Below are 18,456 nucleotides of genomic sequence, written 5' to 3' on the forward strand. Positions count from 1 at the left end.
CGCATCGATCATCCGTATGGCTACCGTCGTGAAATGCCCGTCCTGCGGCAAGGAAGTGCGCTGGACGCCCGAAAACCGCTTTCGCCCGTTCTGTTCCGCCCGCTGCAAGCAGCTCGATCTCGGCGCCTGGGCAGCCGAGAAGTATCGAATCGGCGGAACCGATGACGAAGCGCCGTCCGACGACGACGCGGGCCATCGGGAAGACGGCGGCCGCAACTGACCGTCCGCCGCGCCAAGCGGCCCCGACGCGGCTCGTGCCGCGAATCGCCGCCCTGAAAAAGTCCGGCCGACTAAATAGGGTAATAGGAAAGCTGCGGAACCGAGGTTCCGCGCACGTTTATTGCGGCGTCTCGCCGTGCTCGCGCGCGAGCAGTTCGAGCACGGGCAGCGCGGCGGGCAACAGCGGCTCGACGTCGACGGGCAGATGCTGCCAGACGAACGCCTGCCCTTCGCGGCTGTGCGGCTCGCCCGTCCACCCCGTGACCTTGCAGAAGTGCAGGCGAACGTACGCGTGCGGATAGTCGTGCTCGAGCGTATGCCAGCGATGACACTCGGTCACGGCGATGCCGAGCTCCTCGTGCAGCTCGCGCGCAAGCGCCTCTTCGACACTCTCGCCAGCCTCGAGCTTGCCGCCCGGAAACTCCCAATAGCCCTCGTAAGGCTTGCCGGGCAGCCGCTGCGCGAGCAGGTAGCGGCCGTCAGGCTGCACCAGCACGCCGACCGCGACTTCGGTCACCTTGCGGCCGACGCCCGCAGGCGCCGCGTCGTTCGTCACTTCGCTACTCATACTTTCTCCTTGCGGCCCGCGCGATCGCGCGCGAACTGCCATGCGACCCGGCCGGAGCGCGAGCCGCGCTCGAGCGCCCAGACGAGCGCGTCGCCGCGCGCCGCCTCGATCTCGGCGTCGTCGCAGCCGAAATGCTTGAGCCAATGGCCGACGATCGTCAGATAGTCGTCCTGCTTGAACGGATAGAAACTGACCCAAAGGCCGAAACGCTCCGACAGCGAGATCTTCTCCTCGACGACCTCGCCCGGATGGATCTCGCCGTCCGGCAGATGCTTGTACGTCTCGTTGTCGCTCATGTACTCGGGCAGCAGATGGCGGCGGTTCGACGTCGCGTAGATCAGCACGTTGTCGGACTGCGCGGCGACCGATCCGTCGAGCGCGACCTTGAGCGCCTTGTAACCCGATTCGCCCTCCTCGAACGACAGATCGTCGCAGAACACGATGAAGCGCTCGGGACGCGCGGCGATCAGCTCGACGATGTCGCCCAGATCGTGCAGATCTTCCTTGTCGACTTCGATGAGCCGCAGCCCGTCCGCCGCGTACGCGTTCAGGCACGCCTTGATCAGCGACGACTTGCCGGTGCCGCGCGCGCCCGTCAGCAGCACGTTGTTCGCGGGCTTTCCGATCACGAACTGGCGCGTGTTCTGCTCGATCAGCGCCTTTTGGCGCTCGATGTTCTGCAGATCGTCGAGCAAGATCGTCGAACGCGCGACGACGGGCTGCAGATAGCCGCGCCCCTGGCGCTTGCGCCAACGGAAAGCGAGCGCTGCCGTCCAGTCGACGGCGGCAGCCGCCGGCGGAAGAATCGCTTCGAGGCGCTCAAGCAACGCCTCGGCGCGGTTGAGAAACTGCTCGAGTGGGTCCATGATGTCGCGCCCCCGTGTGGCTTACGAACGATAGTCGGCGTTGATGCTCACGTATTCGTGCGACAAATCGCAAGTCCAGATCGTCGCCTGCGCGTCGCCGCGGCCGAGCAGCACGCGGATCGCGATCTCGCTCTGCTTCATCACGCGCTGGCCGTCCTCTTCCAGATACGCGGGATTGCGGCCGCCCGCCTTCGCGACGAGCACGTCGTCGAGATAGAGATCGATCTTGCCGACGTCGAGATCCGCGACGCCCGCGTAGCCGATCGCCGCGAGAATCCGGCCGAGGTTCGGGTCCGACGCGTAGAACGCCGTCTTCACGAGCGGCGAGTGGCCGATCGCGTACGCGATCTGGCGGCACTCGGCCACGCTCTTGCCGCCCTCGACCGTCACCGTCATGAACTTCGTCGCGCCTTCGCCGTCACGCACGATGAGCTGCGCGAGCGTCTGCGCAACAGCGGTCACCGCGTCGCGCAGCGCCGCGTACGCGGGCGAATCGGTCGACGCGATCTCGGGCAGGCCCGCCTTGCCCGACGCGATCAGGATGAACGAGTCATTCGTCGACGTGTCGCCGTCGATCGTGATGCAGTTGAACGAGCGATCGGCCACTTCCTTCACGAGCGCGTCGAGCACCGGCTGCGCGACCTTCGCGTCGAACGCGAGGAAGCCGAGCATCGTCGCCATGTTCGGCTTGATCATCCCTGCGCCCTTGCTGATGCCCGTCAGCGTGATCGTGTGGCCGTCGATCGTCACCTGGCGCGACGCCGCCTTCGGCAGCGTGTCGGTCGTCATGATCGCCTGCGCGGCGTCGTACCAGTTCGCCGCCGCGCGGCTCGCGAGCGCGGCGGGCAAGCCGGCCTTCAGGCGCTCGATCGGCAGCGGCTCGAGGATCACGCCCGTCGAGAACGGCAGCACCTGCTCGGGCGCGATGCCCGCGAGGCGCGCGAGCTCCGTGCAGGTCTCGCGAGCATGCGCGAGGCCCGGCTCGCCCGTGCCCGCGTTCGCGTTGCCCGTGTTGACGACGAGCGCGCGAATGCCCGCGCCGCCCGCGCGCACCTTCGCCAGATGCTCGCGGCAGACCGTCACGGGCGCCGCGCAGAAGCGGTTCTCGGTGAACACGCCCGACACGGCCGCGCCTTCGTCGACGGAAACGACGAGCACGTCCTTGCGGTTCGGCTTGCGAATGTTCGCCTCCGCCCAGCCGAGCGTCACGCCGGCGACGGGATGCAATTGCGCGGGATCGATCGAGGGAAAATTGACAGCCATCTGAAGCACCTGCCCCGAAGGAAAATGCCGGCATTCGAGCCGGCATCGATTGGATTGAAGAACCGGCGGCCGCTCACGCGCCGCCGCGCATCACACCTCGAAAAACCTTGCGCACAGACGACGCGGCGCGCTCATCGCGCGCCGCCTTCGATCACGTCAGTTCAGCTTGCCGTGACAGTGCTTGTACTTCTTGCCGCTGCCGCAGGGGCACGGATCGTTGCGGCCGACCCGCGGCACTTCGCCCGCCGGGCCGCTATGGCTCATCGCGTGGCCGACCATTTCGGCCGTCGCATCCGCGACCGCCGCGCCGCCCGCCGCAGCCGCGGCGAAATCGGCGTGCTGGAATTCGACGTTCTCGAGATGGCCGCCCTGCTCCTCGATCTGCTCGGCCGCTTCCTCGAGCTGCTCGGGCGACTGGATCTGCACGTTCATCACGATCCGTGTGACTTCCTGCTTCACGGCGTCGAGCATCGCCGCGAACAGCTCGAACGCCTCGCGCTTGTACTCCTGCTTCGGGTTCTTCTGCGCGTAGCCGCGCAGGTGGATGCCCTGGCGCAGGTGGTCAAGCGCCGCAAGGTGCTCGCGCCAGAGGCGGTCGAGCGTCTGCAGCATGATCGAGCGCTCGAACGCGCTGAACGACTCGCGGCCGACGAGCGCGACCTTCGCTTCGTAGTGTTCGTCGGCGGCCGTCGTGACCGCGTCGACGATCTCGTCCGCGTTGATCGACGACGACTCGTTCACCATTTCCTGGATCGCGAGATCGAGCTGCCAGTCGTTGCGCAGCGCCTCTTCGAGCTCGGGGAGTTGCCACTGCTCTTCGATGCTGCCCGCCGGCACGAACGGGCGGACCACTTCCGACATCACGCCGTGCCGCATCGCGCCGATCGTCTCGGCGATGTCGTGCGCCTCGAGCAATTCGTTGCGCTGCTGATAGATCACCTTGCGCTGATCGTTCGACACGTCGTCGTATTCGAGCAGCTGCTTGCGGATGTCGAAGTTGCGCGCCTCGACCTTGCGCTGCGCCGATTCGATCGAACGCGTGACGATGCCCGCTTCGATCGCCTCGCCTTCCGGCATCTTCAGGCGATCCATGATCGCGCGCACGCGGTCGCCCGCGAAGATGCGCAGGAGCGGATCTTCAAGCGACAGGTAGAAGCGCGACGAGCCCGGATCGCCCTGGCGGCCCGCGCGGCCGCGCAGCTGGTTGTCGATCCGGCGCGATTCGTGCCGCTCGGTGCCGATGATGTGCAGGCCGCCCGCCGCCTTCACCTGCTCGTGCAGCGTTTCCCACTCGTCGTGCAGCTTCTGAATCCGGCGCGTCTTGTCGTCGGCCGGAATCGATTCGTCGGCCTCGATGAACGCCGCCTGCTTTTCGGCATTGCCGCCTAGCACGATGTCGGTGCCGCGGCCCGCCATGTTGGTCGCGATCGTGATGCGCTGCGGACGCCCGGCCTCGGCGACGATCGCCGCTTCGCGCGCGTGCTGCTTCGCGTTGAGCACCTCGTGCGGCAGGCCCGCCTGCTTGAGCAGATGCGACAGCAGCTCCGAGTTTTCGATCGACGTCGTGCCGACGAGCACCGGCTGGCCGCGCTCATGGCATTCGCGGATGTCGCGGATCACCGCGTCGTAGCGCTCCTTCGCGGTCTTGTAGATCTGATCCTGCTTGTCGATCCGCTTCGGCGGCCGGTTGGTCGGGATCACGACGGTCTCGAGGCCGTAGATCTCGTTGAACTCGTACGCTTCGGTGTCCGCCGTGCCCGTCATGCCGGCGAGCTTCGCGTACATCCGGAAATAGTTCTGGAACGTGATCGACGCGAGCGTCTGGTTCTCGCTCTGGATCTTCACGTGCTCCTTCGCCTCCACCGCCTGATGCAGGCCGTCGGACCAACGGCGGCCCGGCATCAGGCGGCCCGTGAATTCGTCGACGATGATCACTTCGCCGTTCTGCACGACGTAGTGCTGGTCGCGATGGAACAGCGTATGCGCGCGCAGCGCCGCGTACACGTGGTGCATCAGCGTGATGTTCTGCGGCGCGTAGAGGCTCTCGCCGTCGCCGATCAAGCCCCATTCGGCGAGCATCCGCTCGGCCTTCTCGTGTCCCGACTCGGTCAGGAACACCTGGCGGCCCTTCTCGTCGAGCGTGTAGTCGCCCGGCTTCTCGACGCCCGTGCCGTCCGCCTTCTCCTCGCCGATCTGACGCTCGAGGAGCGGCGGCATCGCGTTCATCCGCACGTACAGCTCGGTGTGATCCTCCGCCTGGCCCGAGATGATGAGCGGCGTACGCGCCTCGTCGATCAGGATCGAGTCCACTTCGTCGACGACCGCGAAGTTCAGCGGCCGCTGCACGCGCGCGTCGGTCTCGTAGACCATGTTGTCGCGCAGGTAGTCGAAGCCGAATTCGTTGTTCGTGCCGTACGTGATGTCGGCCGCGTACGCCGCCTGCTTCTGGTCGTGCTCCATCCCCGACAGGTTGATGCCGACGGACAGCCCGAGGAAGTTGTAGAGCCGGCCCATCCACTCCGCGTCGCGCTGCGCGAGATAGTCGTTGACCGTCACGACGTGCACGCCGCGGCCCGCGAGCGCGTTCAGATACGCGGCGAGCGTCGCGACGAGCGTCTTGCCTTCGCCCGTGCGCATTTCGGCGATCTTGCCGTAGTGCAGCACCATCCCGCCGATCAGCTGCACGTCGAAGTGGCGCATCTTCAGCACGCGGCGGCTCGCTTCGCGGCACACGGCGAACGCGTCGGGCAGGAGTTTGTCGAGCGACTCGCCGGCCGAGATGCGCTGACGAAACTCCCCTGTCTTGCCGCGCAACTGGTCGTCCGTCAGCTTTTCGATCTGCGTTTCGAGCGCATTGATCGCCGCGACGGTCTTTTGGTATTGCTTGACGAGCCGCTGGTTGCGGCTGCCAAAAATTTTCTGAAGAAAACCGGTTGTCATCGGATCGGGTGTGCGTCGGTGCAACGGCCCCGGAGCGGTGAACGCCCTCCCCGGCGCGCCGAGCCTCGGCGGCTTAGCGTAGAAGTGAATTCAAACGTCGAATTTTAGCACGCGCTCCAGGGCGCGCCGGTGTCGGCGGCGGCGGCCGCCATGGGGCGCGCCTCGGCCGGGCGGGAACGCGAAAAGCGACCGCCATCCGACAGTCGGCGGTCGGCGGTCGGCGGTCGGCGGTCGGCGGTCGGCGGTCGGCGGTCGGCGGTCGGCGGTCGGCGGTCGGCGGTCGGCAAACACGATACCCGCGGCCGCCGAACGACATCGCGGTACAATCGGCGCATCGCTCCACCATCCGGTCGCCCGTCATGCGCCCAGCCACGCGGCGCAGCCGACTGCCCTCATGAACCGACCGCCGAAGCAATTATTTCGTCCGAACGACTGGTCGCGGCCGCAAGCGGCCGCCGACGTCCTCAAGCGCACCGACGCGTTCGCCGCGTTGCGCGCGGGCGTCGAGCAGGTCGCGGCGCTGAAGCGGGATCTGGCCGCGTTGCTTCCCGATTATCTGGCGAACCACGTCGAGCCCGGCTTCATCAAGGACGGCGCGCTCACGCTGTTCGCCGCGCACAACGCGCTCGCCGCTCGGCTGCGGCAGGTCGAACCGCGGCTTCTGTCGGAACTACAGGCGCGCGGATGGGCAGCGGCCGCCCTAAAGGTGCGCGTGCGCCCGCAGCCCGCGCCGGAGCCGCCGCGCGTCAAGCAGGCTCGGATGTCGGCGGCCGGCACCGACGCGCTGCGCCAACTCGCCGACACGCTCGAGCCGTCGCCGCTGCAAAGCGCGCTCGCGCGCATGGCCGCACGCCACGCGAAAGCGCCGCGCTGACCGATTCGCGGCGCACGGCCCCCATCCCACGCCCGGCATAAAAACCCCGGAGCCGATTGCCGGCCGCACCGCCGCCGTCCGCGAGCCCCGATGCGCGGCCCATTGACGCATCGCGCGGCGCCTCGCCCATCTCGCGGCAACCCCGCAGCCGCGATCGAGCCGCCCCGAGACGCGCAACGAACGTCCACACGGCCACAAGCGAAACGCCACGAGACACTCGACGCCATGAAAAAAGCGGCCCGCAGGCCGCTTTTTTGCAGTCGCGCGTCCGGGACGCGCTCGCATCGATGCATCACGCGAACGCTGTCTGGGCGTCGAAGCCGAAGCCCGTCGGCGCCGCCTTCGGATCGTCGAACGTGACGATCTCGTAAGCGTCCTCGTGCGCGAGCAGCTCGCGCAGCAGCGCGTTGTTCAGCCCATGGCCCGACTTGTACGCGGTGTATGACGCGAGAAGCGGATGGCCGACCACATACAGATCGCCGATCGCGTCGAGCATCTTGTGCTTCACGAATTCGTCGTCGTAACGCAGCCCGTCGTTGTTCAGAATCCGGTACTCGTCGAGCACGATCGCGTTGTCCATGCTGCCGCCGCGCGCGAGCCCGAGCTCGCGCATCATCTCGACTTCGTGCGCGAAGCCGAACGTGCGCGCGCGCGCGATCTCGCGCACGTACGATGTGTTCGCGAAATCGACCTCGAGCTCCTGGCCCGTCTTGTCGACGGCCGGATGACGGAAGTCGATCGTGAACTTGAGCTTGAAGCCGAAGTACGGATCGAGGCGCGCGAACTTGTCGCCGTCGCGGATCTCGACGGGCTTCGTCACCTTGATGAACTTCTTCGCCGCGTTCTGCTCTTCGATGCCGGCCGACTGGATCAGGAACACGAACGAAGCCGCGCTGCCGTCCATGATCGGAATTTCCTCGGCCGTCACGTCGACGTAGAGGTTGTCGATGCCGAGGCCCGCGCACGCCGACATCAGGTGCTCGACCGTCGACACGCGCGCGCCGTCCTTCTGCAGCACGGACGCAAGCCGCGTATCGCCGATCGACAGCGCCGAAGCCGGAATGTCGACGGGCGTCGGCAGATCGACGCGCGAGAACACGATGCCCGTATCGGGCGCCGCGGGGCGAAGCGTCAGTTCGACCTTGCGGCCCGAGTGCAGGCCGATGCCGACGGTCTTGACGATCGATTTGATGGTGCGCTGCTTCAACATGGTCAAAGTCTTCTTGATTGAAGATATCAATCAGGAGTTTTATTCGATAGGCGAGATTATAACGTAAATCCCCATTTCGCGTCGTGATGATCGACGTTTCAAAGTGTTTCGACGCATTACCCTGCGCAAATGCGAGACGGGCCGACGCCCGGAACGGAGGCGTTCCCGGTCGTCGGCCCGTGTTACAACCGCGTGTCGGGCGCGTCGCGGCGTTGCCGAAAGACAACGCCGCACGCGCCTTTCAACGCGTCAAACTCGCCAGCACGCTGGCCGCATCGCTCACTTCGAACTTGCCCGGCGCTTCGACGAAGAGCGTCTTGACCACGCCGTCGTCGACCACCATCGCATAGCGCCGGGAACGAATTCCCATGCCACGCGCGGACAAGTCCTGCGTCAGTCCCAGTGCATGAGTGAAAGCCGCGCTGCCGTCCGCCATCATGCGCACCTTGCCCGCGGTGTGCAGATCGCGTCCCCAAGCGCCCATCACGAATGCGTCGTTGACGGCAACGCACCAGATCTCATCGACGCCCGCCGAGCGCAACGGCTCGGCATGCGCGACGTAGCCCGGCACATGCTGCGCCGAGCAGGTCGGCGTGAACGCGCCCGGCAATCCGAAGATCACCACGCGCTTGCCCGCCGCCTGCTCGCGCACGCCAAAGGCGTTCGGCCCCAGCGTGCAGCCCGCGCGCGCGTCGTCGAGATACTCGAAGAGTTGCGTGTCGGGCAGCGTGTCGCCCACTTGAATCATGCCTGGTCCTTCATAGCGATACGATCGTTCGCAACAGACGACACGGCCCAGCCCGGCCTCGCACAAGCGAAGCGGGCGACTTTCCCGGCCCGGCGTCGCGAGCGACGCGGCCTGTCGTCAGCCGTTTCATCCGTCACGTCGGCTCGTGCCGCGCCAAACCGCGCGGCGCGAAGCCTCGCGCGTCAGTCGGCCTGCTTGCGCAGGAATGCCGGAATGTCGTACGTGTCGACACCCTTCTCCTGCAGCGCCTGCACGTGCGACGCAGCCGTCTCGCGCGAATTGCGCCACACGGCCGGCGTGTCGAACGCGCCGTAGTCGCTCGTGCTCACGTGATGCGAAGCCGCGTAGCCGTGCGACGCCGCGTTGACCGGCTGGTTGTCCGTACCCGTGCGCAGAAGCGTCATCGGTGCGGACTGCTGCTTCTTCGCCGCGCGGCCGAGGCCCGTCGCGACGACCGTCACGCGCAGCGCGTCGCCCATCGCGTCGTCGTACACCGCGCCGAAGATCACGGTCGCGTCGTCGGCCGCGTAGCTCTTGATCGTGTTCATCACTTCGCGCGTTTCCGACAGACGCAGCGAGCGGCTCGACGTGATGTTGACGAGCACGCCGCGCGCGCCCGACAGATCGACGCCTTCGAGCAGCGGGCTCGCGACCGCCTGCTCGGCCGCAAGACGCGCGCGATCGACGCCGGCGACCGTCGCCGTGCCCATCATCGCCTTGCCCTGCTCGCCCATCACCGTCTTCACGTCTTCGAAGTCGACGTTCACGAGGCCGTCGACGTTGATGATCTCGGCAATGCCCGCGACCGCGTTGTTGAGCACGTCGTCAGCACACTGGAAGCACTTGTCCATCTCGGCGTCGTCGCCCATCACCTCGAACAGCTTGTCGTTCAGAACGACGATCAGCGAGTCGACGTGATCCTCCAGTTGCTGCGAACCTGCTTCCGCGACGCGCATCCGCTTGCCGCCTTCGAATTCGAACGGCTTGCTGACGACGCCGACGGTCAGAATGCCCATCTCCTTCGCGATCTGCGCGACGACGGGCGCCGCGCCCGTGCCGGTGCCGCCGCCCATGCCGGCCGTGATGAACACCATGTGCGCGCCGCGCAGCGCGTCGGCGATCCGCTCGCGCGCTTCCTCGGCCGCCGCACGGCCCATCTCCGGCTTCGCGCCGGCGCCGAGGCCGGTGTTGCCGAGCTGGATCACGGACGGTGCACGCGAGCGCGACAGCGCCTGCGCGTCGGTGTTCATCACGACGAAATCGACGCCCTGAACACCCTTGTTGATCATGTGCTGCACCGCGTTGCCACCTGCGCCGCCGACGCCGATCACCTTGATGATCGTGCCGTTGGTTTCGGTTTCCAGCATTTCGAATTCCATTATTGCCTCCGTCAAGAAAAGAACCGCTACTCGGCCGTTATTCGGCGGAAGATCGGGCAACCCTCCGTCGCGCGCCGGCCGCCGGCACCGGCGCGAATGTCGAAATCGTCAGAAGTTGCTGAGGAACCACTCCTTCATCCGCGAGAAGATCTGCCCCGCGGAACCGGATTGCACGGCGACCTTGCGCCCGCGCATCCGTTGAGCGCTGCCCTCGACGAGAAGACCCATCGCCGTCGAATAGCGCGGATTGCGCACGACGTCCGAGAGCCCGCCCGCGTATTCCGGCGCGCCGATGCGCACCGGCTTCAGAAAAATGTCTTCGCCCAGCTCGACCATGCCGGGCATCATCGCAGCCCCGCCCGTGAGCACGACACCGGAACTGAGTAACTCTTCGTAACCGGACTCGCGCACGACCTGCTGCACGAGCGAGAACAGCTCTTCGACGCGCGGCTCGACGACGGCCGCGAGCGCCTGTCGCGACAGCGTGCGCGGGCCGCGTTCGCCCAGGCCAGGCACCTCCACCATCTCGTCCGGATCGGCGAGCGCCTGCTTCGCGATCCCGTAGCCGACCTTGATGTCTTCCGCATCGGGCGTCGGCGTGCGCAGCGCCATCGCGATGTCGCTCGTGATCTGGTCGCCCGCGATCGGAATCACCGCCGTGTGGCGGATCGCGCCTTCCGCGAAGATCGCGATGTCGGTCGTGCCGCCGCCGATGTCGACGAGCACGACGCCGAGATCCTTCTCGTCTTCCGTCAGCACCGCGAGCGACGACGCGAGCGGCTGCAGGATCAGGTCGTTCACTTCGAGCCCGCAGCGGCGCACGCACTTCACGATGTTCTGCGCGGCGCTCACCGCGCCCGTCACGATGTGCACTTTCACCTCGAGGCGGATGCCGCTCATGCCGATCGGCTCGCGCACGTCCTCCTGGCCGTCGATGATGAATTCCTGCGTGAGGATGTGCAGCACCTGCTGGTCGGTCGGGATGTTGATCGCCTTCGCGGTTTCGATCACGCGCGCGACGTCGGTCTGCGTGACTTCCTTTTCCTTGATCGCGACCATCCCGCTCGAGTTGAAGCTGCGGATGTGGCTGCCGGCGATGCCCGTGAAGACGTTGGTGATCTTGCAGTCGGCCATCAGCTCGGCTTCCTCGAGCGCGCGCTGAATCGATTGGACGGTGGCCTCGATGTTCACCACCACGCCTTTCTTCAGCCCCTTCGACTCGCTCTGGCCGAGGCCGATGACCTCATAGTGGCCCTCGCCCTTCAGCTCCGCGACGACGGCCACCACCTTCGACGTGCCGATGTCGAGGGCAACCAGCAGATCCTTGTAGTCTTTGCTCATAGAGTGCTCTTGCGTGTGATGTCGTGTTACTTCTTGCCCTTGTCGGTGTCGGTCAGGAACCGCATGCCCGCCGCGCGGATCGCGAATCCGTTCGGATAGCGCAGATCCGCGTACTCGATGTCGCTGCCCCAGCGCTGCGTGACGGACGGCCACGCGGCGACGAGGCGCTGAACGCGGTCGGGCAGCGAATCGCCGTTGCGCTCCCGGCCGAGCTCGACCTGCATGCCGTTCGACAGCTTCACCGTCCATGCGTAGCGCGGCGACAGCGTCACTTCCTCCGGCGTCGCGCGGATCGGCGCAAACCATTTCGCGAAATCGCGATAGCGCGCGACGACTTCCTTCGCGCTGCCTTCGGGGCCGTCGAACGACGGCAGTTCCTCGTCGAGCTCGCCCTGATTCGCGGTGAAGAGCTCGCCGTCGACACTCACGAGCTGGTCGTTGCCCCAGGTCCCGAGCGGCTTGTATTCCTCGAGCGTCACGGCGAGCGCGTTCGGCCACACCCGGCGCACGCTCGCGTGGCGCACCCACGGCATCTGCTCGAACGCGACCCGCGCGGTATCGAGATCGACGGTGAAGAAGTTGCCCTTCAGCCGCCCGACGACGCCCGCGCGCACGATCGGCGCGTTGATGTGCTCGGTGTCGCCGTCGATCCGGATTTCGCGCAGTGCGAATGCCGGGCGCTGGATCAGCCAGTAGCAGCCGGCCGCCGCCAACACGAGCAGCAGCAGCGCGTACAACGCGCTGGCGGCAAGGTTGAGTTGGCGAACGTTATTCCACATGGTTCAAGTCCGGTCCTGCATCAATCGAGCGTGAGCGAAAGCACCTTCACCACCAGCTCCGAGTAGCTGATGCCGACCGCGCGCGCCGCCTTCGGCGGCAGCGAGTGATCGGTCATCCCCGGCGCGGTGTTCACTTCCAGGAAATACGGGTTGCCCGCGGCGTCGAGCATGAAGTCCGCGCGGCCCCAGTCCGTGCAGCCGAGCACGTCGAACGCGCGGCGCGCGAGGCGCTTGAACTGCGCTTCCTGCGCGGCGTCGAGGCCGCACGGAATCAGGTATTGCGTGTCGTTCGCGATGTACTTCGCGTGATAGTCGTAGAACTCGCCCGCGGGCACGATCTTGATGAGCGGCAGATCGAGATCCGCGGCGATGCACGCGGTGTACTCGCCGCCGCCTTCGATGCTCTTCTCGACGATCACGATCTTGTCGTGCTTCGCCGCTTCTTCCAGTGCGGCGGGCAACGCATCGGCGCTTTTCACCTTTTCGACCGCGACGCTCGATCCCTCGCTCGCCGGCTTCACGAAGAGCGGCACGCCGAGCTTCGCGACGATGTCCTGCGCGCGCGCCGCGTAATCGTCGCCGCGCAGCACCGTCTCGAACGGCGGCGTCGGGATGCCCGTCTGCTGCCAGACGAGCTTCGTGCGGAACTTGTCGAGCCCGAGCGCCGAGCCGAGCACGCCGCTGCCCGTGTAGCGGATGCCGTAGAAATCGAGCGCGCCCTGGATCTGGCCGTTCTCGCCGTAGCCGCCGTGCAGCGCGTTGAACGCGCGCTCGAAGCCTTCGTCCTTGAGCGCCGCGAGCGGCCGCTCCGCCGGATCGAACGGATGCGCGTCGATGCCCGCGTCGCGCAAGCCCTGCAGCACCAGCCGGCCGGAGTTCAGCGACACCTCGCGCTCGGCGGATTCCCCGCCGAGCAGCACCGCCACCTTGCCGAAACGTTTCGGATCGATCCCGCTCATGTCATCCCTTCTGTTGCGTGTCTTGCGCGAGCTTGCCCGGCACCCCGCCGATCGAGCCCGCACCCATCGTGATCACCACGTCGCCCGCGAGCGCGACCTTCGCGAGCGCGTCCGGCACCTCGTCGACCGTCGCGACGAACACCGGATCGACCTTGCCCGCCGCGCGCAGCGCGCGCGACAGCGCCTCGCCGTTCGCGGTCGCGATCGGCGCCTCGCCCGCCGCGTACACCTCGGTCAGCACGAGCGCGTCGACGGTCGACAGCACGTTGACGAAATCGTCGAAGCAGTCGCGCGTGCGCGTATAGCGATGCGGCTGGAACGCGAGCACGAGCCGGCGGCCCGGGAACGCGCCGCGCGCGGCCGCGATCGTCGCCGCCATCTCGACCGGATGGTGGCCGTAGTCGTCGATCAGCGTGTACGCGCCGCCGCCCGCGACCGCGATCTCGCCGTAGCGCTGGAAGCGCCGGCCGACGCCGTTGAATTCCTCGAGCGCCTGCTGGATCGCCGCATCGGCCACGTCGAGATCGGTCGCGATCGCGATCGCGGCGAGCGCGTTCTGCACGTTGTGCAGGCCGGGCATGTTCAGCACGACGGGCAGCGGCTCGCGCCCTTCGCGCAGCACCGTGAAGTGCATCCGGCCGTCGCGCGCCTCGACGTTCTCCGCGCGCACCTGCGCATCCGCCGCGAAGCCGTAGCGCACGACGGGCTTCGAGATCAGCGGCACGATCTGCCGCACGTTCGCGTCGTCGATGCACACGACCGCGCTGCCGTAGAACGGCAGCCGCTGCGTGAATTCGATGAACGCCTGCTTGAGCCGCGCGAAGTCGTGGCCGTAGGTATCCATGTGATCGGCGTCGATGTTCGTGATGACCTCGATCACCGGATACAGGTTCAGGAACGACGCGTCCGATTCGTCGGCTTCCGCGACGATGAAGTCGCCCGTGCCGAGCCGCGCGTTCGCGCCGGCGCTCGTGAGGCGCCCGCCGATCACGAACGTCGGATCGAGCCCGCCTGCCGCGAGCACGCTCGCGACGAGGCTCGTCGTCGTGGTCTTGCCGTGCGTGCCGGCGATCGCGATCCCCTGCTTCAGGCGCATCAGCTCCGCGAGCATCACCGCGCGCGGCACGATCGGCACACGCAAATGGCGAGCGGCGAGCACTTCGGGGTTGTCCGAGCGCACCGCGGTCGACACGACCACCGCGTTCGCGCCTTCGATGTTCGCCGCATCGTGGCCGATCGACACGCGCGCGCCGAGCGCCTCGAGGCGTTCGGTCACCGCGTTGCGCGCGAGATCGGAGCCGCTCACCTGATAGCCCAGGTTCACGAGCACTTCGGCGATGCCGCTCATGCCCGCGCCGCCGATCCCGACGAAATGAATGTGTTTGACGATGTGTTTCATTGCTTTCCTTCCAGGTTCGCGCCCGCCACCGCCGCGCACACGCGCGCGACTTCGTCGGTGGCGTCCGGCTTCGCGAGCGAGCGCGAACGTTCGGCCATCGCCGCGAGCGATTCCCGCGACTGGCCGCGCAACCAGTCGGCGAGCAGCTCGGCCGACAGGTCGCGTTGTTGCACGAGCACCGCCGCACCTTGCTCGGCAAGGAACTCGGCGTTGGTCGTCTGATGATCGTCGACCGCGTGCGGGAACGGCACGAACAGCGCCGCCACCCCGACCGCCGCGATCTCCGCGACCGTCATCGCGCCCGAGCGGCAGATCACGAGATCCGCATTCGCGTAGGCGGACGCCATGTCGTCGATGAACGGCACGAGCGCGACGTCGCTGCCGCACGCGAGGCCCGCGGTTTCGTAGTTCTCCTTCAGCGTATCGATGTGCTTCGCGCCCGCCTGATGCACGACTTGCGGCCGCTCGTTCGGCGCGAGGAGCGCGAGCGCGCGCGGCACGACTTCGTTCAGCGCGGCCGCGCCCAGGCTGCCGCCGACGACGAGCAGCTTCAGTTTCCCGCTGCGCGCCGCGTAGCGCGCCTGGGGCGGTTCCGTGCGCGCAAGTTCCGCGCGAATCGGGTTGCCCGTCCATTCGGCGCCCGGCAGCGCGCCCGGAAACGCGACAAGCACGCGCTTCGCGAGCTTCGCGAGCACCTTGTTCGTCAGGCCCGCGATCGAATTCTGTTCGTGCAGCACGAGCGGACGGCCCGTCAGCACGGTCATCAGCCCCGCCGGGAACGTGATGTAGCCGCCCATGCCGAGCACGACGTCGGGCTTCACGCGGCGCAGCGCCTGCAGGCTCTGCGCGCACGCGCGCAGCAGATTGAGCGGCAGCGCGAGCTTCGTCTTCAGGCCCTTGCCGCGCAGCCCGCCGAAGCGCACATACTCCATCGGGATGCCGTGCTTCGGCACGAGCGTCGCTTCCATGCCGGCCGGATTGCCGAGCCACACGACGCGCCAGCCCTGCGCCTCCATCCGATGCGCGACCGCGAGCCCCGGGAACACGTGGCCCCCGGTGCCGCCGGCCATCACCATCAGCGTGCGCCGAGAGGTCATACCTTGCCTCCGCGCATCAGCACCCGATTTTCATAATCGACGCGCAGCAATACCGCGAGCGCGACGCAGTTGAGCAGAATGCCCGAGCCGCCGTAGCTCACGAGCGGCAGCGTGAGCCCCTTGGTCGGCAAAAGGCCGAGATTCACGCCCATGTTGATGAACGCCTGCGCGCCGAACCAGATGCCGACGCCCTTCGCCATCAACCCTGCGAACGTGCGATCGAGCGCGAGCGCCTGGCGGCCGATCTCGAATGCGCGGCGCACGATCCAGTAGAACAGCAGGATCACGACGAGCACGCCGACGAAGCCGAGCTCCTCGCCGATCACCGCCAGAATGAAGTCGGTGTGCGCTTCCGGCAGGTAGTTGAGCTTTTCGACGCTGCCGCCCAGGCCGACGCCGAACCATTCGCCGCGCCCGAACGCGATCAGCGAATGCGTGAGCTGATACGCCTTGCCTTGCGCGTAGCGCTCGTCCCACGGATCGAGGTACGCGAAAATCCGCTCGCGCCGCCACGGCGACAGCCACACGAGCATCGTGAAGGTGCCGACCGCCGTCGCGACAAGGCCGCCGAACAGCTTGCCGTTCACGCCGCCGAGGAACAGCACGCCCATCGCGATCGCGGCGATCACCATGAACGCGCCCATGTCCGGCTCGAGCAGCAGCAGCGCGCCGACGAGGCCGACCGCGCACGCCATCGGCAGGAAGCCCTTCGCGAAGCTCTGCATGTACTCCTGCTTGCGCACCGTGTAGTTCGCCGCGTAGATCGTCACCGCGAGCTTCATGATTTCCGACGGCTGCATGTTCGTGATGCCGAGCGGAATCCAGCGGCGCGCGCCGTTCACGCCCTTGCCGACGTGCGGAATCAGCACGATCACGAGGCCGACGAGCGCGATCAGGAAGAGATGCGGCGCGTACTTGTCCCATGTCGACACCGGCACGCGGAACGCGATCACCGCCGCGACGAACGCGACGACGAGCGACACGCAGTGGCGCAGCAGGAACGCGTAATCGTGATACGACGCGTATTTCGGCGAATCCGGCATCGCGATCGACGCCGAATACACCATCACGACGCCAAGGCCGAGGAGCGCGATCGACACCCATAGCAACGAGTAATCGAAATCGAGCATCCGCGAGCGGGTCGGGCGCGCGCCGTTGACGACGCTCGCGAGCCCGCCCGCCGCCGCGCGCGCGCCCGAGGCCGCCCGCGCGGCGGTGCGCGGCGCGCCGCCGCCGCCCGCGTCGCGCGTGCCGTTGAAGCGGGAAACGAGGCGATCGGACCAGCTCATAGCGTCGTTCCTTTTTCCAAGGCGATGTCTTCCACCGCGCCGTGGAACACCTCGGCCCGATGCGCGTAATTCCGGAACATGTCGAGGCTCGCGCACGCGGGCGACAGCAGCACCGCGTCGCCCGGCTGCGCGAGCGCGCTCGCCGCGCGCACCGCGGCGTCGAGCGTCGCGTGATCGGCAAGCGGCACGCCTGTATCGGCGAGTGCCGCGCGAAGCGCGGGCGCGTCGCGACCGATCAGCATCACCGCCCGGCACCACCGCTCGACGGGCGCCGCGAGCGGCTCGAAATCCTGGCCCTTGCCGTCGCCGCCCGCGATCAGCACCGCGCGCTGCGCGAGGCCGTCGAGCGCCGCGACCGTCGCGCCGACGTTCGTGCCCTTGCTGTCGTCGACGTAATCGACGCCGTCGAGCGTCGCGATCACTTCGACGCGGTGCGGCTCGCCGCGGTATTCGCGCAGGCCGTGCAAAAGCGGCGCGGCCGGCAGGTCGATCGCGCGCGCAAGCGCGTATGCGGCGAGCGCGTTCGCCGCGTTGTGCAGCCCGCGGATGCGCAACGCGTCGGCGGGCATCAGGCGCTTCAGCGCGATGTCGGGCGGGTTCGCCGCTTCCTGCTTGCGGCGGCGCGACGGCGCGGCGGGCGCATCGGCCGCGTCGCGATCGACCGCCTCGACGAGCCAGGCGATCCCGTTCTCGCGCAGCAGCCCGTAATCGCCGTCGGCGGCCGGCTCGTTCAGGCCGAACGTGATCGCGCGCGGCGCGTCGGCCGCCGCCGCGAGCGGCGCGAACTTCATCACTTCGGCGTCGTCGCGGTTGAGCACGCGCGCCGTGCGCGGCCCGAAGATCCGCCCTTTCGCGGCCGCGTACGCGGCGAAGCCGCCGTGCCAGTCGAGGTGGTCCTGCGTGATGTTGAGGATCGTCGCGGCGTCGGGCGCGAACGTGTGCGCGGTTTCGAGCTGGAAGCTCGACAGCTCGAGCACCCACACGTCCGGCAGCGCGGCCGCGTCGATCGCCTCGGTCAGCTTGTCGAGCATCGCCGGGCTGATGTTGCCCGCAACCGCGACCTTCTTGCCCGCGCGCTCGCACAACAGGCCCGCGAGGCTCGTCGTCGTGGTCTTGCCGTTCGTGCCGGTGATCGCGATCACCTTCGGCGCGTAACCGTTCGCGCCGAGCGTGCCGAGCGCCTGCGCGAAGAATTCGAGCTCGCCCCACACGGGAATGCCCCGCTCGCGCGCGGCGGCGAGAAGCGGCGCGAGATCGCCGGCGAGCGGCGACAGCCCGGGGCTCAGCGCGACGAGCTCGATCCCGCCGTCGATGAGCGCCGGCGAAAACGCGCCGCCGACAAATTCGGCGTCGATCCCGGCGGCCGTCAACGCGGCAAGGTTGGGCGGCGCCTCGCGCGTATCGGCGACGCGCAGCCGGCACCCATGCCTCGCGCACCACCGCGCGATCGCGAGGCCCGATTCGCCGAGCCCCAGCACGAGCACCATCGGCCGCCGCCGATCTCCGAACATCTCGCCAAACATCC

The 18,456-nt window shown here is 67.6% G+C and carries 16 protein-coding genes; 2 read left to right on the plus strand and 14 right to left on the minus strand.

The window, feature by feature from the left end; all coding sequences use genetic code 11:
* Nucleotides 1-16: 16 nt before the first annotated feature.
* On the plus strand, nucleotides 17-220 hold the full coding sequence (locus tag X946_RS27285; protein WP_038754446.1) for a DNA gyrase inhibitor YacG: 204 nt from the start codon (nucleotides 17-19) through the stop codon (nucleotides 218-220).
* 117 nt (nucleotides 221-337) lie between these two features.
* On the opposite strand, the gene X946_RS27290 is transcribed toward X946_RS27285, so the two are convergent.
* From X946_RS27290 to secA, 4 genes are all read right to left on the minus strand, one after another.
* The gene (locus X946_RS27290) at nucleotides 338-787 is read right to left on the minus strand and encodes an NUDIX domain-containing protein (protein WP_038754449.1); all 450 of its coding nucleotides are present in this window, start codon (nucleotides 785-787) and stop codon (nucleotides 338-340) included.
* Nucleotides 784-1,653: an ATP-binding protein gene (locus X946_RS27295; RefSeq protein ID WP_038754452.1), complete on the minus strand. Its 870-nt coding sequence runs from the start codon at nucleotides 1,651-1,653 to the stop codon at nucleotides 784-786. The genes X946_RS27290 and X946_RS27295 overlap by 4 nt, the downstream gene beginning before the upstream one ends.
* Before the next feature lie 21 nt (nucleotides 1,654-1,674).
* On the minus strand, nucleotides 1,675-2,916 hold the full coding sequence (argJ, locus tag X946_RS27300) for a bifunctional glutamate N-acetyltransferase/amino-acid acetyltransferase ArgJ (RefSeq protein ID WP_038754455.1): 1,242 nt from the start codon (nucleotides 2,914-2,916) through the stop codon (nucleotides 1,675-1,677).
* 156 nt (nucleotides 2,917-3,072) lie between these two features.
* Nucleotides 3,073-5,856 carry a preprotein translocase subunit SecA gene (gene secA, locus X946_RS27305; protein ID WP_038754458.1) on the minus strand — a complete coding sequence of 928 codons (2,784 nt, stop codon included), beginning with the start codon at nucleotides 5,854-5,856 and terminating at the stop codon, nucleotides 3,073-3,075.
* Nucleotides 5,857-6,250: 394 nt separating this feature from the next.
* Between secA and X946_RS27310 the strand changes: the two genes are divergently transcribed.
* Nucleotides 6,251-6,730, plus strand: coding sequence for a DUF721 domain-containing protein (locus tag X946_RS27310; protein ID WP_038754461.1), 480 nt, complete (start codon nucleotides 6,251-6,253; stop codon nucleotides 6,728-6,730).
* 292 nt (nucleotides 6,731-7,022) lie between these two features.
* Here X946_RS27310 and lpxC read toward each other — a convergent pair whose 3' ends face one another.
* The 10 genes from lpxC to murD form a co-directional block, all read right to left on the minus strand.
* Entirely contained in the window at nucleotides 7,023-7,940 is a 918-nt protein-coding gene (gene lpxC / locus X946_RS27315; protein ID WP_009888790.1) for a UDP-3-O-acyl-N-acetylglucosamine deacetylase, read from the minus strand.
* A gap of 241 nt (nucleotides 7,941-8,181) precedes the next feature.
* On the minus strand, nucleotides 8,182-8,688 hold the full coding sequence (locus tag X946_RS27320) for a peroxiredoxin (protein WP_038754464.1): 507 nt from the start codon (nucleotides 8,686-8,688) through the stop codon (nucleotides 8,182-8,184).
* Between the two features lie 182 nt (nucleotides 8,689-8,870).
* The gene (ftsZ, locus tag X946_RS27325; protein WP_038754467.1) at nucleotides 8,871-10,067 is read right to left on the minus strand and encodes a cell division protein FtsZ; all 1,197 of its coding nucleotides are present in this window, start codon (nucleotides 10,065-10,067) and stop codon (nucleotides 8,871-8,873) included.
* A 108-nt stretch (nucleotides 10,068-10,175) separates the two neighbouring features.
* Nucleotides 10,176-11,408, minus strand: a complete 1,233-nt coding sequence (ftsA, locus tag X946_RS27330; RefSeq protein ID WP_006025154.1) for a cell division protein FtsA — start codon at nucleotides 11,406-11,408, stop codon at nucleotides 10,176-10,178.
* A 26-nt stretch (nucleotides 11,409-11,434) separates the two neighbouring features.
* Complete coding sequence (locus X946_RS27335) at nucleotides 11,435-12,187, minus strand: cell division protein FtsQ/DivIB (RefSeq protein WP_038754469.1); 753 nt, start codon at nucleotides 12,185-12,187, stop codon at nucleotides 11,435-11,437.
* Nucleotides 12,188-12,207: 20 nt separating this feature from the next.
* Nucleotides 12,208-13,146: a D-alanine--D-alanine ligase gene (locus X946_RS27340; RefSeq protein WP_038754472.1), complete on the minus strand. Its 939-nt coding sequence runs from the start codon at nucleotides 13,144-13,146 to the stop codon at nucleotides 12,208-12,210.
* A 1-nt stretch (nucleotide 13,147) separates the two neighbouring features.
* A complete protein-coding gene (murC, locus tag X946_RS27345; RefSeq protein WP_038754475.1) occupies nucleotides 13,148-14,545 on the minus strand; it encodes a UDP-N-acetylmuramate--L-alanine ligase in 1,398 nt (465 codons plus the stop codon).
* A complete protein-coding gene (gene murG / locus X946_RS27350) occupies nucleotides 14,542-15,642 on the minus strand; it encodes an undecaprenyldiphospho-muramoylpentapeptide beta-N-acetylglucosaminyltransferase (protein WP_038754478.1) in 1,101 nt (366 codons plus the stop codon). The genes murC and murG overlap by 4 nt, the downstream gene beginning before the upstream one ends.
* Nucleotides 15,639-16,931 carry a putative lipid II flippase FtsW gene (gene ftsW, locus X946_RS27355; RefSeq protein ID WP_038754480.1) on the minus strand — a complete coding sequence of 431 codons (1,293 nt, stop codon included), beginning with the start codon at nucleotides 16,929-16,931 and terminating at the stop codon, nucleotides 15,639-15,641. The genes murG and ftsW overlap by 4 nt, the downstream gene beginning before the upstream one ends.
* A complete protein-coding gene (gene murD, locus X946_RS27360; protein WP_038754556.1) occupies nucleotides 16,928-18,442 on the minus strand; it encodes a UDP-N-acetylmuramoyl-L-alanine--D-glutamate ligase in 1,515 nt (504 codons plus the stop codon). Before murD ends, ftsW begins: the two co-directional genes overlap by 4 nt.
* Nucleotides 18,443-18,456 lie beyond the last annotated feature (14 nt).

Source organism: Burkholderia sp. ABCPW 111, from assembly GCF_000773065.1.
Classification (GTDB): Bacteria; Pseudomonadota; Gammaproteobacteria; order Burkholderiales; family Burkholderiaceae; genus Burkholderia; species Burkholderia savannae.